Genomic DNA, 17,199 nt, shown 5'->3' with positions numbered 1-17,199 from the left:
GCCGAAGGGATCGGCCGTTCGGCAGATCGCTGACCCAAGCTCGGCGAAGTCACCGTTGAGGAAGATGTGACCGTCGCTCGGTTCGTTCGGTCAGCCCCGTGTCGGGTCGTCAACGGCAGCTTCGCCCAAGCCACCCGCTTCCGCTGGCTCGGCGTGGGCGAGACCGATCAGGCTTCCGCACGCAGGCTCTTGATGAAACGCCGGGCGATCTCGCGCACCGCCTCGTCGTCGCGCGCCGTCCCCTCGGACCGATCCCAGAGATGGGGCAGGCTGCCTTCGAGTTCGTCGAGCATCTCGGGATGGCGACCCGCCAGATGGCGCAGGGCGCCGAACAGGATGTGCTCGACCGCCATCTCGCGGCGGCGTGCGGCAATCACCTCATCGGTGACGGGGGGAAGTGCGTTCGGATCCAATTCGCTCATGCGCCACCAACAGGCCGATCGCGCTTCGAGTTCGCGAGCCCTGATGCCGCAGCCGTCCGCACACCGATCGAGCGCAGACGGCCGGTCCTCTCACCACGGCACCGTCTCGCCGGCATAGTCGAGATAGGCGCAGCCGCGCTGGCCGAGTCGTCCTTCCAGCACGTTCACCATGCCCCGCGCGCTCGTCTCGACATCGAGGGTGGCGCGGCGCCCGCCGAGATCCGTGCGCACCCACCCGGGATGCATGAGGATGACGCCCCAATCCGCCCCCTTGTGCTGACCGGCGAAGGAGCGCGCGAGGGTGTTGAGCGCCGCCTTGCTCGCGCGGTAGCTGCTCCAGCCACCCCCGCGGTTCAGGGAGACCGAACCGAGCTTCGAAGTCATCAGGACGATAAGACCGCCCGGCGCCACCCGGCGGTGGAAGGTCTCGGCAAAGCGGATCGGGCTCACGGCATTGGTCTGGAACACGGAGCCGACGACGTCCCGCGGCAGCAGCGCCGCGGGCGTACCCGCCTGCGTGGCGACCCCGGCCACGACGAAGACGATGTCGAAGTCCGGCGCCTCCGCCAGCCGCGCGCGGAGGTCGGCCACTGCGCTGTCGTCGTCGATGTCGACACCGATCTCGATCCGCAATGAATGGCCCGCGGCCAGCTCGTCCAGCGCCAGCGAGGGCCGCCGCACGGTCGCGGTGACGTCCCAGCCGCGGCTCAGGAACTGGGCTACCAGCCCGAGGCCGAGCCCCCGCGAGGCCCCGACGATCAGCACGCGACGCGTCACGCGACCTGCGCTTCCGGCCCGAAGCCGATCTGCGCGGCGAAGCGGTTCCATGTTTCGATCCGCACTTGGCCGCCGGTGGCGCGGCGGTGCCCCTGGGCAAATTGATCATCCGGCCCGAGTGGCGGTGCGCGCTCCTCGAGGAAGCCGATCAGATCCGGGACGCCGAGGCTACGGACCGCGAAATGGACATAGCCCGCCCGGAAGCCCGCATTGGCGCCGATGACCACCTGCCGCCGGAGGCGGTGGATCCAGGATTGGGCGATGAGCGGATGGATCTGGCAGGGTGAGTCGCAGCGGATCAGGGCGATCGGTCCGGCAAAGAGCGGCGGGACGGTGCGGGCGGCATCGAGCGCCGCCTTCACCTCCGCCCGTGCCGCGTGCAGGGCCGCGGCATCCGGATCCGTGCCGGCGACGATGTCACGAGGGCCATCGGCCCGCAGAAGCATCCGCAGGGCCGGCCCGGCATCACCGGATGCCGAGCGCCGCGGTGCATTGATGAGGCTGACCGCCTCGCGCATGGCCTTGGCGGTGTAAGCCTTTCGCAGCGGCCCCATGATTTCGGGAAAATCGCCGCTCGCCCCCCGCTCGCCGAGATCGCCCACCAGACCGATACCGGCCAGCCATGCCAGATCGTCCGCTCCGCCGAGCGCCGCGGCGCAGCGATGGGCGAGCAGGCTGGATGTCGGGATCGGCGCTTCGTCGTGACCGCTGATCACCGTAGCCTCGGCGGCGTCGGGCCAGGAGCGCGGCACGTGGTGATCGATGAGCAGGGTCGGTATACCGGGCAGGATCGTGCCGGCCTGGACGCCGAGATCGGTCACCACGAGACCCGCCGGAGCGTCCGCGGCGAGCTCGTCGCGAAGCGCCGCCGACCAAGCCGATTCGCCGCGCCCGACCACACGGACAGGCCTGGGTTCGCGGCCGATACGGGTCAGAGCATGCCAGAGGATCGCGCCGGCCGACAGGCCGTCGGCGTCGTCGTGACAGAGGATGGCGGGCTTGCCCGAACCGAAACGGGTGATGGCCTCGGCGAAGGCCGCCCCGTGCGCGGAGATTGTGCTCACGCGAGCCGACCCCGACCGATCTGGCTCATGCTTCCGCCGCCTCGCGCAGTCCGCGACCGTGCTGCTTCTGGGTCATGATTGCAGTCTCGGCGGGAGCCCAGCGCTCGGCCTTGCCGGCGGTGGCCGACGACGTGCCGGCTGCGTGAACCCCTTCCGACTTCCGCGCCGGGGAAGAGCGGCAGTGACCGGTGTCGGACATGAGGCGTCTCTCCGGCGATGTTGGAGCCATGCGGGTCGGAAACGGGGCCGACACGTGCGGGTTGCCGCGCCACTTGACGCATGGAGACGTCGCCAAGGCCCGAAGCGGATGCGCCAACGCCTTCGTGGACCGAAGGCAAGCCCGTAAACAGATGCCGCAAGTGTCATAGGACAGGCTTGACGGGGCGCTTCCGTCGCAGGGGTCGACCGGAAACAGCCGTCTCTTACCTGGGTTAGCTGCCGGACTAGAAGACTATCCGGAGCAATGACGGCATGGCTACGCACGACATCAGCAAGATTTATGCAGGATCCCTCCGTAATACGCGCGCCCTCGAGAAGCAGGGCTTGGAACAGATGGAACGTCAGCTCTCCGGTCTTGAGCGTTACCCAGACTACGCGGCCGTCCTCCGGCGCCATGTCGAGACGACGAAAGCACAGCTCGACCGCCTCGACACCGCTCTGGAGGCGATCGGGGAAAGCCGGTCGTCGCTGAAGGAAGCCGTCACGAGCGTGGCCGGTACCATCGGCGCGGCCGTCCATGCCACGGCGCAGGACGAGACCTTGAAGAACCTCTACGCGGGCTACGCCTACCAATACGATCAGATCGCGGCCTACCGCTCGCTGTCGGTGATCGCCGAGCGGGCCGGCAAGTCCGATCAGGTTCCCTTCTTCCGGGCCGCGATCGACGAGGAAACGAAGGCCGCCGAGGAGATCGCCGCGCTGATCGAACCGGTCACCAAGACGTATCTCGACCTGACGCTGAGCGGCGCGAAGGCGGATAGCTGACAACCCGTTCGGAGCGGCCCGCCACGGGTCGCTCCCGTTTCCGAAGTTGCCAGCCGAGGCCCGACCCCATGGACGATCCTACCCCCGTCGCCGTCACCGTCGAGACCTGTCCGGACAGTTCGGAGCGCTACCGCTGGCACCTGACGGACAGCGACGGCGTTTCGGTGCGCGTCTCCCCGGAATCGTATACCTCACCCGAGGATGCAGGCGCGGCCGGCGACGCAGCCCTGAAGGCCTTCGGGGCCGCGCAGAGCGGTTGACCGCGCGAGGGCCCATTTCCGTAACGGATCGTGCCGGCACAGACGCGATCGATCGCCGCCAGATCGCCTGAGGCGACATTCGATCACCGAGGTCGACGCCGTGAGGATGAGCCTCGAAACAGCGACAGCGATCCCGGCAAGAGCGCGTAGCCCACTCGAAAACCGAGGCGGCGACGGCGTACAACCACGGTGGATACGGCCTTATCGGCCGGCCAGCAGCGCGGCACTGCGATGCTGCTGTACCAGGCCTCGGGAGAGGTAATCGATTGCTCCATCCTGCAACCGGCGCAGAGCCTCGGGATCAGCCTCGGCGTCGCGCCGCATGGAGACGTAGAACTCGAAGCCGCCGACGACGGTGGCCCCGATCCGGTTCAGCACGAACGGAAACAATCCGAGTTGCGTGGCCCCCGCCACCAAACCGAGGAAGCTTTCCGGTGTGAAAACCCAGCAGTGGCAAGACACGTAGCGGCCAGCGGCGAGTGCTGCGGACGCTTCCCGGTAGGCATGCCCCATCGCATCATCACCGGATAACCGTGTCGCGCCCGCAGGATCCGCGCCGTCCCAGATATCCGCTGGCGCGATCGCGCGGACCTCGCTTGCATGGGCGAAGATCTGGCGCGGACTTGGCCGCTCGAGATTCAGCAGATCCGCTTCGACGAGTTCCGCCAGCGTGCTGGCCGGGCGCGTCGCGTCGAACATGAACCGCTTGTCGGGCAGCGAAAGGTTGAGCACGCCGCCGGGGCGCAGCACCTCATGGATGCCGCGCAGCCAGCCGAGAAGATTCGGCACGTACTGCGCCACTTGCGCGGCGATGGCGAAGTCGTTCGGTTCCGTTCCGAGCAAGGCGGCCAGCGATCCGGAGCCGGCCCAGGCTTGATCGATGGGCATCGCATCGAGCAGGCCGGCGCCCGCATCGAGAGCGTGGTCGATGTAGGTGACGCTCACGCCCTCGGGCAGCGGGACCGGATTATTCCCCGGACCAAGTTCCAGCCCCCGCGCTTCCGGCAGAGGCATATCGTGGGTCAGCCGCGCCAATCGCCGGTCCGCAGCCCGGCGATTCAGGAAGGCGTCGAGAGTGAGCAGACCGGGCCTCATGGCCCGGGCTGTAGAAGGGTCGAGCTCACGCGGCAAGCCACTCGAAACCGGAGGCGTCCTCCCAGGCGCAACTCGCTTCGAGGCTCACGGCGAAGAGGCCCGCGAGGCGCGCCCGCTCCGCCTCGACCACCGGGCCATCCACCGCCACAGGGCGGCAGCGGCCGTACTCACCCGCCGGAACGAAGTCCGGATCGAGCAAGGCGCTGTCCGCACCGGCGAACCACGCGCGGCTTCCCATGTCGTAGAAGCTCTCGGCGGGCAGGCCTTCGGCGAGCAGAACGTCGTGGCGATCCAGCTCGACGTGCCAGTAGGTCACGCGCGTGGCAGGCTCGCGGGTGATGGAAGTACCGTTGATCAGGCACATGATCGGCACCAGGACGCCGCCATTCCCGTCGGCATCGGCGCCAACGAGCACCGGATGTCCGTGCGAGAGGCGCAGGTCGCGGGCAGGCAGGCCGGGGCCGAAGGCGCCGGCGCGGATGTGGACGGGCTGCTGATTGTGCGGCAACGCCGTGCCCTGAGCCTCCAGATCGCGGTTGCCGATCCAGGTGATCGGCCGCAATGCGCCGGAGGCCGTCTCGGCCAGATCGCCGATGCGCAGATCCTCGACCGCGACGTCGCCGCGCGCGGTGCGGATCAAGGTGCCGGTGACGAAGCAAGGCGCCTGCTCCAGGTTGGAGAAGGTCTGAGGCGTGTTGTTCGGCAACGTGAATTGCTGGCCCGGTGCTACGACACTCGTCGCAATCACGAGGTTGCCGGATAGGGACTGACCGGAATCGAGAGCGATCGTGATGGCATCGGTCGTCTGGTAGCCGGTCTGGACCCCCGTCAATGCGGGGCCGAAACCACTGGAGATGATGACGGCACCGGGCCTGTTATCGACAGCCGGATCCGGAGACGTGACGAAGACCCGCGAGTCGGGAGGTACGTTGAGAGCGCTTGCCAACTGCGTACCTGAAGTCTGAACGGTGAACGTCTCCGTATTTCCGGAGCGTACCTCAGAACCGGTCGGAAATTGTCCAGAATTCTGCAGCTCGTAGCTGTATCCGGCCGGAAACTGTGCGTACGTCATGATGCTCCCCTCGATCCGTTTCGATCGGTTATTTGCGTATGCATAAAAATTGTTTCGCAAGCCGATTTCAATCAGCTATTCGCCAATATCGAGGCATGTTGCAATCGGGCAACGAGCACGATGTGCACCTTATGATAGCTGATCATTATAATTTAGGTTATGATGTAGACCATTTTGCAACGAACAGTGGTCTATCATGACGCGAAATGTGCGAGAAAATACGAAATCTTGAAAACTCAATTGCCACGGCGACTGGGGATGGATCGCCATCGACGCAACCGCGCCATCTGATGCGGCCTTATAGGTTCGGCCTAGCGGCCTCGCCGCAGCGAGCGCGGCAGGCAGGCCGATGCAGTGCCGGACGGAAGTCGGGCCTGTCGGGACGGCACCGGCGATCGAAGTCATGGGACACAGGCCGCATCAGGCTTGGTCTTTCGCGGAGAAATGCTTGGCCGAAAGCATAGAAAAAGGCGCCCTGGCTCAGCCAAGGCGCCTTGTAATGGTCAGGGGGTCGGGGCGTGGATACCGTCCAGCCCCTCTCTCGCCTTATGCAGCCAGCCACTCGAACTGCGCAGCGTCCTCCCAAGCGCAATCCTCAGCAAGGCTCATCGCGAACATGCCGGCAAGGCGCATGCGCTCGGCTTCGACCTCCGGGCCATCCACTGCGACCGGGCGGCAACGGCCATAGGCACCTGCCGGAACGAAGTTCGGATCGAGCAATGCGCTGTCCGCGCCGGCGAACCACGGACGGCTTCCCATGTTGTAGAAGCTCTCGGCGGGCAGGCCTTCGGCGAGCAGGACATCGTGGCTGTCCAGCTCGATGTGCCAGTAGGTGGCGTGCGTGGCAGGCTCGCGGGTGATGGAAGTACCGTTGATCAGGCACATGATCGGCACCAAGACGCCGCCGCTCCCCTCGGCATCAGCACCGACGAGCACCGGATGACCGTGCGAGAGGCGCAGGTCGCGGGCAGGCAGGCCGGGGCCGAAGGCGTCGGCGCGGATGTGGATGGGCTGCTCATTGTGAGACAGCTCTTTGCCATGGCCGTCGAGGTCGCGATTGCCGATCCAAGTGATCGGGCGCAGCGTGCCGGAGGCCGTCACGGCCAGATCGCCGACGATCAGATCCTCGACCGCGACGTCGCCGCGGGCGGTGCGGATCAGAGTGCCCGTCGTGAAGCAGGGCACGGCCTGCGCGTTGTAGCTGCCCAGTTCGTTGTCATCGGCCGTGAAGCGCGTCCGCGTCGCGGGTGCTGGGGGATTTCTTCCGTAAACCTGCGTGTTCGAAAGAAGATACCGATAGTTTCCCGTCTCGGTTTCTCCGGGGGGAAGAGACCGGCTGGTGAACAGAACCATGTCCGCGTTGTCGTACTGTGTCGCAACGAGATCGATGGAACGTCCAGCAAAACCGTCCGGCGCATCGGCCCCGTAGGTCAGCGTAACCGTATCACCGACCGCGTTGACGGTTCCGTTGACGCTGACGCTGTAGGTGGACGCAGCATCGACCTGGAACGTCGCAGAGGCACCGCCGTCATCGATTCCGAGGAAACCTGCGCCGTAAGTTTTATTGTCGAAGGTGATCGGTAGTGCCACGGCCTTCTCCCATTCTCAGCTGGCTATAATTCAGATAGCACAGCGTTTATTTTAAGCTTGAGCGAGCCATTTGGCAGTAATCGAAACATAATATTAGCAACAATCGTGCTGCTTTTCCGATACTGCCTTCGGTCGAGGCATGAGCATGCTGGGAGCGCCCGGTTATGACAATCCGTTTTGCCTGGCGGTCGACAAGAAGTATTATTTTTTGCCCATATTCAACGATTCAGTGGCATGGCAGCAACAGCTGTTGGTACAAAGTGCAAAGTATTCGGCAATTTAGGAAAATCACTCGGGTAAAATCGGCAAAACAAACGACCAAAAAGGCCTACGTTGTCGGGCCCGATACGCAATGGACCGATCGGTTGGTGAATCCATGCGGCCGGTCGCCGATCGCCATGGCCCGGAAGAACTGGGCGATGCCGCATCGCCCCGCACCGGGGGATGACCAATCCGAGCGGTCACCGATCAAGTTCGGGCCCTCCTTGATGGGCGTCGTGGCGCGGCGGGCCGGGTGACAGACGTCGATGAAGCCCTCCAGGAATGGCAACTTCGCCGTCCCCCCTCGACCTTCGGTACGCGCCGTCTCGGCGCCATCAATGGGTGAACGACCCCTCCGCTCTCGCCTGTGGTAGGGGAGGGCGATGCATCGCCTCCGCCGATTGATCGATCCTGCGCTCGTCACGCTCGTCCTATCACTGGTCGCGGGCAGCCTGTGGCTCGGCACGCACGAGGATGACAGCGATTTCGGCGCCGGTTTTTTCGTGGGGCTGATTGCCGGTGGATCGCTCGCCTTCCTCGCCCTCGGCTCACGCCGCGGCGGCGACTGACACGCTTGTCCGCGCGTCACCGCTCACGCTTCGCGGACGTGGTACGGCGTCGCGCTCCGGAACGTGTGACCCGGCCTCGGTCTTCCCCGACGGACCGATAGGAGACCGATCACATGCGACATGCGGAATGGACGCTGGGCACGTTGTGCCTCGTCCTCTCGACCACCATGGCTTTGGCTCAGGGCAAACCCTTGCCGCCACCCGCATCGAGCGGGCAGCCGGTCATGGAGCTGACCATCGAGAAGAAGGACGGCAAGATCGCCTGCGCACCGGCCGAACTGCGCCTGCCGGCCGACACGAATGCCGAGTTGCGCGTCGTCAATCATGCCGACCAGCCCGTCACCTTGACCATCGACGGCCAGTTCGAGAACGGTCTCGTGCAGCATGTGGACGGCGACCAGGGCCATTCCGCGAGCGAGAAGGGCTACACGATCAAGCTGAACGGGAAGGCGACGCTCAAATTCCGGACCATGGCGGCCAGTGAGCGGCCCTATGGTTGCACCGGTGTGAACAGCCAGAGCGACCCCTTCGTGGGGAAATACGTTCTCGTCCCGCCGGCTGGCTGATCTCCCATCGCGCGAATCTCGCTACGACCCTGGCTGGAGATGGCCTTCCACGGCTCATCGCCGGCCATGGCGCCCGGCTCCGGATGTGAGCATATCGCGCGAAAGCCGTGTTTCCGGAAGCAGGAAGAATCCGGGCAAGCTGCTGCTTCCGATGGACCATGGCGGCGGGTGAGACCGGATGCGCGGCAAGTCGTGCCGTAGAGGCCGACATGCCGCGCTGCGTTGCGCCTTCTCGTCAGCCGACGCGATCACGGCTCAGGCGTGGAACAGGCCGTGATCCTGGAACTGGACATCGTCGGCAATGAGAGCCGAGGGTGCCATATTCTTGAGGAGGATCGTGTCGGTGCTCGAAAGCGTGATCAGCGTGTCACGACCGGACGCCGTGATCATGTGGTTGGCCTGCATATCCTGGAAGCTCGCCGCCTGCGCCGTGTCGAGCACGAGGACATCGTGCCCTGCCGACGATCCTGCCCGGAAACCGACGACAACATCCTTGCCGAAGCCTTGACCGAAGACGAACGTGTCGCCGCCGAAGCTCTTGAGCGTGTCGGTGACGTTCGCATGCGAGACCAGCGTCTGGCCCGCCTGGGACGCCGTCTGGGCGTGGGACCCGTCGGCATAGGTCAGGTCGGTCGTCGCCAGCTTGCCGTCCGCTGTGTAGAAATAGTGATCGGCGACATAATTTTTGCCGGTGACGTTGAAGTCGAACACGTCCTTCGACTTGTCGGCATGGACCTGCGTCTCTTTGACGAGCGTCCCGTTGCTGTACTGGAACGTGTCAGACAGTTCCGTCTGACCGGGGCCCTGGGCGAACTTGATCGCCTCGCTGACGAGCGTCCGACCGTCGCCCGCATAGGTCTTGAGATCGGTGGAGCCATCGGCCCGGGTGACGAGATCGGTCTTCAAGCGACCGGCCGCGTCGTAGGTGTCGGCCGTCTTCACGCCCGTCGTGGTGTCGAGGTGATAGGTGTAGTCGAGCGACTTGTCGGCATGAGTGCGGACGATGTCGGTGGTGACGCCACGACTGTCGATGGTGTCGTGTTCGGCGACGTAGCTCTTGCCGGTCACGTTCATCAGATACACGTCCTTCGACTTGTCGGCATGGACCTGGGTTTCGCTGACGAGGATCCCGTTGCTGTACTGGAACGTGTCCGACAGCTCCGTCTGGCCCGGACCTTGGGCGAACTTGATCGCCTCGCTGACGAGCGTCCGGCCGTCGCCCGCATAGGTCTTGAGATCGGTGGAGCCATCGGCCCGGGTGACGAGATCGGTCTTCAAGCGACCGGCCGCGTCGTAGGTGTCGGCCGTCTTCACGCCTGTCGTGGTGTCGAGGTGATAGCTGTAGTCGAGCGACCCGTCGGCATGGCTGCGGACGATGTCGGTGTTGACGCCCCGACCGTTGAATGTGTCGTGTTCGGCAACGTAGCTCTTGCCGGTCACGTTCGTCAGGTACACGTCCCGGGACTTGTCGGCATGGACCTGGGTTTCGCTGACGAGGATCCCGTTGCTGTACTGGAACGTGTCCGACAGTTCCGTCTGACCGGGGCCCTGGGCGAACTTGATCACCTCGCTGACGAGCGTCCGACCGTCGCCCGCATAGGTCTTGAGATCGGTGCTGCCGTCGGCCCGGGTGACGAGATCGGTCTTCAGGCGACCGGCCGCGTCGTAGGTGTCGACCGTCTTCATGCCCGTCGTGGTGTCGAGGTGATAGGTGTAGTCGAGCGACTTGTCGGCGTGGGTGCGCACGATGTCGGTGGTGACGCCACGACTGTCGATGGTGTCGTGTTCGGCGACGTAGCTCTTGCCGGTGACATTCGTCAGGTACACGTCCTTCGACTTGTCGGCGCGCACCTGTGTGATCGTCACCGTACCGTCTCCGGCGACCGACAGAATTTGGGCTGCGGAAGCAATACCGAGATTGCCCGCCGCGTCCTGGGCCTGCGCTGTCAGCCGGTGCGTGCCAGCCGCCATCGCCGGGAGGGTCGCGAAGGCGAAGGCGCCACTCGCCGGATCCGCGCTCGCCGTCCCGAGAAGGACTTTGCCGTCATAGAGGAACACGGTCGCACCGGGTTCGGCGGTGCCCGTCAGGACCGGGTTCGGCAGGCCCGCCCCCCCGTCCGGGGTGGTGAGGACGAGGCTCGGCGCATTCGGTGCCACGGTGTCGAGGGTGTAGAGGAGCGATGCGGCCGTGCCGACATTGCCGGCCGCATCGGTATCCGTCGCGATCAGCGTGTGCTGGCCTTCGCCGGCGAGAGCGACGCTCGTGCTCCAGGTGCCATCCGAGGCGACCTGAACGGTCGCGAGCACCTGCGTGCCCTCGCGGATCGTCACCGACGTCCCGACCTCGCCGGTGCCCTTGAGGATCTGACCGGCCGTCCGGACGAGGCCGCCGGCCGAGGTGACGGCGATGGTGGGCGCGACCGTATCCAGGGTCACGGAGACGCTCGCCGATCCGGTCTGCCCGTAGCCATCGGTATCGGAGGCGACGAGCCCGTGCAGACCATCGCCGCTCAGGGTGACGGAGGTCGACCACTTCCCGTCGAGCCCGACCAGGGCGGTGCCGAGGACGGCCGCGCCGTCCTTCACGATCACCGTCGTGCCGGCATCGGCGAGATCGACCGTGCCGCTCAGGGTGAAGGTCGGCGCATTGGTCAGCCCGCCCTTGTTGTCGATGGCGACCGTCGGCGCGTCGGTCGAGGGGGCGAACGACACGCCGCGGATGTTGGTCCCGGGTGCCGCGGTCACCAGAGTGGCGAAGCTCTTGCCCGCGCCGCTCGTGTCGCTGAGGTGATCGGTGATGCCGAACAGATATTTCTGGTCGATGTCGCCGACGGTCTGGTTCGTCGCGTAGAGCTGCACCGTGTCGCCGACGACCTTTCCGGTCAGACCGATCAGGCCGGTCGTGCCGGCGGCGGCTCCCGGCTGGACGATGCCGAGACCGGTCGAGAGCGTGTATTGCAGCTCCCACTTGCCGGTCGCGTCGTTCATCACCCACTTCTGCAGGCCGCCATCGCCGACGCCGCCGATCTTGGCGATGCCGCCATCGGCGACGTAGAGCGTCTTGCTGTTGGCGAAGAAGAAGTTCTCGGGATCGAGATAGACCTTCTCGCCGGCATGATTGATCGTGTTGGTCTGTAAATTCGTCAGCGTCACCGAGCGATCGAGGCCGCTGAGGACGATCGGCTTGGTCTCACCCGTCGGCAAACCGTTATAGGTCGAGATGTTGGCCGTGCCCGTCACGCTGCCGGTCTTCGGCTGCTTGCTGTCGCGGGACACGTAGAGCTGGCCGTCATAGATCACGGCGGTGCGGGTGTCGGTCGAGTGATCGATCGACGTGGCGGTCGTGGCGCCGTGCTGGGCCACGAACACGCCCTGCGTGAGATCGCCGGCAATGCCCTGGCCGGAAATGTAATAGGTCGAGCCGTCGAGTGAGGCGACGGAGCGCGGGTTGTTGCCGTCGAAGACGTTGAACAGCACGGTGCTCGAATCGACTGAACCATTGGCGCCGATTTGCGCGATGACGCGGCTCACGGGCACGAACTTGGTCTGGTTGGTGAGGCTGGTGGTCTGCGCCAGCGCCGCGTCGCCGTACACGGCCGCGCCGCCGTCATTGTACTGGTAGGCGTTGATGCCGTAGCCGGCGATCAGGAGCGCCTTACCGTCGCCCGTGAGTTGCAGCGTGCCCTCGGAGGAGGAGCCGTACTCGCCGGAAATGACGGAGTTCGCGCCGATCGTCGCCTGCGGCAGCACGATCTGGTTCACGAACGTGCCCGATGTCGTGACCTGCTGCAGCACGATCGGAGTCGCGGCGTTGTCGTCGTACTCGCCGCTGCCGTCGCCGTTTCCGTAGATGCTGAGCACCAGATTGCCCTTCAGGAAGGTCGGGCTGGTGGGATCGAGGTCGTAGCTCAGCGGGGTCGCCGTGGTGGCGAGATTGCCGGCAGCGTCGGTCTCGCTCGCGGTCAGGCTGTGCGTGCCCGCGCCGTTCAGGAGGACACTCGTCGCCCAGCGTCCCTCGGACGAAACCGTAGCGGTGCCGAGCACCGTGCCGCCCTCCGCGATCGTGACGGTCCGGCCCGCCTCCGACAGATCGGTCGTTCCCGAGATCACCTGCTGCCCGGTATGAACGGTGCCGCCGGTGCTGGTGAAGGCGAGTGCGGCCGGCGTGGTGTCGACGGTCCAGGCGAAGGTCGCCGCCGACACGGTGACATTGCCCGCCGCGTCCACGGCCTCGACGGCGAAGCTGTGCCGTCCCTCCGCGAGACCCGCCAGGTCCAGGCTTCCAGCGGTATTCGTCGTGAAGGCACCGCCATCGACGCTGGTGAGGTAGGAGACAACGCCGGAACCGGCTCCGTCGGAGCCCGCGAAGGCGAAATGGGCGTCCGCGACGTTGGACTGAAGGGCGGGCTTGGCCGTGATCGCGACGCCGGGGGCGACGGTGTCGACCGTCCAGCCGACGCTCGCGGGCGTCGCGTCGACATTGCCCGCCGCATCGACCGCAGCGATCTGCACGCTGTGCCTCCCGTCCGTCAGGCCCGTCAGATCGAGGCTCGTGGCGGTCGTGGTCGTGGAGGCGCCGCCATCGACGCTGACGCGGTAGGAGGCGACACCGCTTCCCCCGGCTTCGTCGGTCCCGGCATAGGTGAGATGGGCGCTCGTCCCACTCGTCACCGCGGCAGGCCCGGCAGTGATCGCCGTATCGGGCGCCGCGGTGTCCACGATCCAGGTGTAGCTGGCCGGGCTGGCATCGACGTTGCCGGCGGCATCGACCGCCTTGACGGTCAGCGTATGCTGGCCGTCGGCCAGTCCATGATAGGCGGCGGCGCCGCTCGACGCCGAGGTGAAGGCCCCGCCATCGAGGCTCACGAGGAAGTCACCGACGCCAGAGCCGCCGGCGGTGTCAGTCCCGGTGAAGCCGAAGACGGCGTCGGTCGTGTTGGTGATCGCGGCCGGGTGCGCACCGATCGCCGTGTCGGGCGCGGCGGTGTCGAGGGCGACCGAGAACGGCGCGCTGTAGCCGGTGTTGCCGGCCAGATCGGTGTTGAGGGCCTTCAGCGCGTGGGAGCGGTCGCCGCTGAGGGTGATGCCCGCCGACCACGTTCCATCGCTCTGGACGATACCGGTTCCCACCACGTCGGTGCCATCGAGGATGGTGACGGTGGTGCCGATGCTGTCGGCCTTGCCGTTCACGTCGACCGTGCCGGTGACGGTCTGGCTCGCAGCATTCACAAGGCCCGAGAAGGCCATGACGGTGACGGTCGGGGCCACCGTGTCGAGCGTGTAGGTGACGGAGCCGCTCTGACCGATATTGCCGGCCGCATCGGTCGCGGCGGCATGCAGCACGTGGTCGGCATTGCTCGCGAGCGTCACGTCGAGCGACCAATGCCCGGTGCTGTCGGCGCCGGTGCGGCCGAGTTCGGTCGTGCCGTCATAGACGACGACCGTGAGGCCTGCCTCGCCCGTGCCGGCCACGGTCTGTTCCGGCTGGTTGGTGAGCCCGCCCGCGCTCGTGATCGACAGGACGGGGGCGCTGGTATCGATGGTCGGTCCGACCGCCGCGTGACTCAGCGCGTTGCCGAGATCGACCGCGACATGCGCGCCGTCCTGGATGCTGCCGGCATTGTCCACCCCGACGATCCGGACCCCCGCGGCGTTCTCGCCGTCCGAGACGGTGGCGACGAAGACGAGCTTCGTCGCGGTCGAGAGATCCTGGCTCAGGGTCGCGATGCCGCCGTCGCTGAGGTGCAGCACCGGGGCCGTTCCCGACACCGTGACCGCCTTGTCGAAGGCGAGGCCGATGGTGAAGCTGTCTCCCGCCTTGACGGCATCCTTGGCCGCGTTCGCCGTCACGTCCTGCACGGTGGCGATCTTGTCGAGCGCCAGGATCGCGCCGCCCGCGCCGTCGGCGGTCACGCCGTAGGCATAGCCGGCCGGCGGCTGCGACGCCTCGACATGGAGCGTGACGGCTTCCGATCCGGCTTCTCCGGTCAGGGTGAGGGTGCCGCTCGACCCGTCATAGGCGACGGAGGTCTCGTTGCCGACACCGATCAAGCGCACGGTGTCACCGAGACCGAATCCTTTGAGGTGATTGGCGAAATCGTAGGTGCCGCCGGTTTGCGCCAGGGCGGCCTGCTCGATGACCAGCGCCTGTGCGCCGGATCCGAAGGTGATCGCGCCGGTCCCCGCCGCGCCGCTCGCCGCGACGTCGAGGGTGCCGGCATTGAGCGCGAGGCCGCCGGTGAAGCTGTTGGCACCCGAGAGCGTGAGCGTGCCCGAGCCGTTCAGAATCAGGCTGCCCGCGCCGCTGATGGCGTCGGACAGGGTGAGCGCACCGCCGGTCTGGACGATGAGCGTGCCGGCATCGGCGATCGCACCGCCGAGCGAGGCGGAGGCGCCGAGCGTCAACGTCGCGCCGGAGGCGATGGTGATGCCGTTGGCGTAGCTCTCCGCATCGAGAAGGGTCCATTGGCCGCCCCTCACAGTGAGGGCTTCGAAATTCGCGACCTTGGCCAGGGTGCCGTTCGCCTGACCGGAAGCGGCGTCGAGATTGAGGGTGTCGGTGCCGACGCCGCCGTCGATGGTGCCGCTGATGGCCTGGCCGGTGAACAGGTTGAGGGTATCGTCACCGCCCTCGAGGCTGATCGCGCGGCCGGAATTGCCGGTGATCGTGCCGTAATTCGTCAGGGTGTCGTTGCCTTCGCCGAGCTGGATCGCGGCCCCGTCGCCGAGGATGAAGCGGGCATTGCCGGCATCCGCCGTGCCGTAGGTCGTGCCGTTGAGGGGCCCGACCGTGTTCGGGTCCTTCGTGGTCGTCGTGCCGTTCATGTAGACGGTGCCGGCCGGGACGCCGCCATTGCCGGTGATCGTGCCGTAATTGATCACCGTGTCATCGGTGAGCGCCGCCTTGAGGCTGCCGGTCGCGGTCTTGTTCTCGGAGCGGATCGCGTAGCCGTTATCGCCGACGATGTTTCCCCCGGCCTGGTTGGTCAGGGTGAGCGCCGCCGCGCCGCTCCGGGTCTGGTCGCCGTTATTGACGTTGTTGACGGTGATGCCGAAATCGCCGCCCTCGATGGTGCCGGAATTGACGACGCTGCCACCGCCGATATCGAGGCCTTCGGAGAAGTTCTTGCGGCCCGAGGTTCCAATACCTTTCGACTGAACGCCCCGGATCGTGCCGGAATTGGTGATCGTGGCGAGGCCGACCGTGTCGATGCCGTCGCCGTCATAGGCGCTCACCGTCGCGCCGCCGCTCAGTGTCGAGAGGCCGAGCCCCTGGATCGTGCCGGCATTCGTGACCGTCGCCGTGCCGCTTGAGACGATGGCCCCGGCGCTCTGCCCGGTGATCGTCGCCCCCACGGCGTTGGTGACCGTGTAGTTGGCGGGCGTCGTGGCCCCCGTCGGGCTGTTGTTCGCCACATCCGAGCCCAGTGCGCTCAGCGCGCCGGTGATCGTCCCGAAATTCTTGATCGTCGCCGACTGCGCCGTCGAGATATCGATGGCGTGAATGGGTTGCTTCGCCGTCGGCGCCGAAGCGGCGGAGGCCGCGATCGTTCCGTAATTGGTGATGGTGGCGTTGTTGCCGGCCCGGATCGTATCCGCCCCCGCGGTGAGGATCTTGCCGGTGGCGCTGTTGTTGATCTCGATCGTCGACGAATACGACTTGCCGAAGCGCAGGGCTTGACTGTCGTTGGTCGTGCCGGTCGACTGGATCGTCCCGGTATTGTTGACCGTGATGGCGCCGTTGACGATGTCGTCGGCGACACGGAACACGTCGGCCTTGGTCGCGCCGCTCGCCGTGATCGAACCGTTGTTGTTGAGCGTGATCTTCGAGCCGGCGACGGTGCCGGTGGTGTCGAGGGTCCGGTCACCGGTCGAGGTGATGAGCCCGTTATTGGTGATGACGATGCCGTCGGCGGCCCGCGCGGCGGTGAGATTCATCAGGACGGCCGTCGCGCTGGTCTTCAGCGTCGCGCCCGCCGCAACCGCGAGCGCATCATCGGTACCGGCATTGCCGTTCTTGAGGGTGACGGCGGTGGTCTGGGTGCCGGTGATCGACGTCGTGGCCATCGGTGTTTCCCCTGTCGAGCCCGCATTGGCAGCGATTTACTCGGGGGCAACTATATGGCGCACAATTTTGAGGCAATTCGTATTACGGATTAGTCCATCGACTATATCTTATTTTTCACTGATTTACTTTAGGAAGTCAAATCTTCTATAATATCCCGGATCAATATAGGTAATAATGGCAATTTGGGTGCCATCCTGCCTCTGAGGTCTAAAGCGTTACGCACATCGCGTTCCGCATTGCCTCTCTTTGATGAGATATCGCACGTAATTCAGGCCACCCGGCGAAGAGCGTTGCACAGTCGCAACATGTCGAAAATCTCTCGGCAGGGCGCGATGGGTGGCGCAATAGAGATCATATCCAGCGGAGATTTTTCTACTTCCGAAACAACGATTTGCCGGACCTTTGATTTTCCGTTTTAGAATAAGTATAGATTACATCCGAACTTGCCCATCAGTCGTTTCTCTCGTTCCT

At 65.7% G+C, this 17,199-nt stretch carries 12 protein-coding genes; 4 read left to right on the top strand and 8 right to left on the bottom strand.

Features of this window, described 5'->3' with window-relative positions:
- Positions 1-167 precede the first annotated feature (167 nt).
- The 4 genes from MFF26_RS23975 to MFF26_RS23960 all read right to left on the bottom strand — a co-directional run bounded on the left by MFF26_RS23975 (position 168) and on the right by MFF26_RS23960 (position 2,462).
- The gene (locus tag MFF26_RS23975; RefSeq protein WP_238308750.1) at positions 168-422 is read right to left on the bottom strand and encodes a DEAD/DEAH box helicase family protein; all 255 of its coding nucleotides are present in this window, start codon (positions 420-422) and stop codon (positions 168-170) included.
- Between the two features lie 90 nt (positions 423-512).
- On the bottom strand, positions 513-1,250 hold the full coding sequence (locus MFF26_RS23970) for an SDR family NAD(P)-dependent oxidoreductase (protein ID WP_373324530.1): 738 nt from the start codon (positions 1,248-1,250) through the stop codon (positions 513-515).
- Positions 1,196-2,263 carry a single-stranded-DNA-specific exonuclease RecJ family protein gene (locus MFF26_RS23965; protein ID WP_137829817.1) on the bottom strand — a complete coding sequence of 356 codons (1,068 nt, stop codon included), beginning with the start codon at positions 2,261-2,263 and terminating at the stop codon, positions 1,196-1,198. The genes MFF26_RS23970 and MFF26_RS23965 overlap by 55 nt, the downstream gene beginning before the upstream one ends.
- Positions 2,264-2,288: 25 nt before the next feature.
- Positions 2,289-2,462: a hypothetical protein gene (locus MFF26_RS23960; protein ID WP_171015474.1), complete on the bottom strand. Its 174-nt coding sequence runs from the start codon at positions 2,460-2,462 to the stop codon at positions 2,289-2,291.
- 272 nt (positions 2,463-2,734) lie between these two features.
- On the opposite strand from MFF26_RS23960, the gene MFF26_RS23955 reads away from it, so the two are divergent.
- Together MFF26_RS23955 and MFF26_RS23950 are read left to right on the top strand one after the other, a co-directional pair.
- Positions 2,735-3,247: a DUF892 family protein gene (locus MFF26_RS23955; RefSeq protein ID WP_137829818.1), complete on the top strand. Its 513-nt coding sequence runs from the start codon at positions 2,735-2,737 to the stop codon at positions 3,245-3,247.
- Between the two features lie 68 nt (positions 3,248-3,315).
- Positions 3,316-3,507, top strand: coding sequence for a hypothetical protein (locus tag MFF26_RS23950; protein ID WP_137829819.1), 192 nt, complete (start codon positions 3,316-3,318; stop codon positions 3,505-3,507).
- Between the two features lie 201 nt (positions 3,508-3,708).
- On the opposite strand, the gene MFF26_RS23945 is transcribed toward MFF26_RS23950, so the two are convergent.
- From MFF26_RS23945 to MFF26_RS23935, 3 genes are all read right to left on the bottom strand, one after another.
- Entirely contained in the window at positions 3,709-4,542 is an 834-nt protein-coding gene (locus MFF26_RS23945; RefSeq protein ID WP_238308749.1) for a class I SAM-dependent methyltransferase, read from the bottom strand.
- An 85-nt stretch (positions 4,543-4,627) separates the two neighbouring features.
- Positions 4,628-5,674, bottom strand: a complete 1,047-nt coding sequence (locus MFF26_RS23940) for a Hint domain-containing protein (RefSeq protein WP_137829820.1) — start codon at positions 5,672-5,674, stop codon at positions 4,628-4,630.
- 546 nt (positions 5,675-6,220) lie between these two features.
- The gene (locus tag MFF26_RS23935) at positions 6,221-7,264 is read right to left on the bottom strand and encodes a Hint domain-containing protein (protein WP_137829821.1); all 1,044 of its coding nucleotides are present in this window, start codon (positions 7,262-7,264) and stop codon (positions 6,221-6,223) included.
- Between the two features lie 644 nt (positions 7,265-7,908).
- Here MFF26_RS23935 and MFF26_RS23930 point away from each other — a divergent pair.
- Both MFF26_RS23930 and MFF26_RS23925 read left to right on the top strand, forming a co-directional pair.
- On the top strand, positions 7,909-8,094 hold the full coding sequence (locus MFF26_RS23930) for a hypothetical protein (protein WP_137829822.1): 186 nt from the start codon (positions 7,909-7,911) through the stop codon (positions 8,092-8,094).
- Between the two features lie 113 nt (positions 8,095-8,207).
- A complete protein-coding gene (locus MFF26_RS23925; protein WP_137829823.1) occupies positions 8,208-8,660 on the top strand; it encodes a cupredoxin domain-containing protein in 453 nt (150 codons plus the stop codon).
- A gap of 255 nt (positions 8,661-8,915) precedes the next feature.
- Here the strand turns inward: MFF26_RS23925 and MFF26_RS23920 are convergent, their stop codons facing one another.
- Complete coding sequence (locus tag MFF26_RS23920; RefSeq protein ID WP_137829824.1) at positions 8,916-16,727, bottom strand: beta strand repeat-containing protein; 7,812 nt, start codon at positions 16,725-16,727, stop codon at positions 8,916-8,918.
- Positions 16,728-17,199: the final 472 nt, after the last annotated feature.

The sequence above is a fragment of the Methylorubrum suomiense genome (assembly GCF_022179765.1).
GTDB classification, from domain to species: Bacteria; Pseudomonadota; Alphaproteobacteria; order Rhizobiales; family Beijerinckiaceae; genus Methylobacterium; species Methylobacterium suomiense.
The sequence above is the reverse complement of the archived record's forward strand: the minus strand, read 5'-3'. Positions and strand labels throughout refer to the sequence as shown.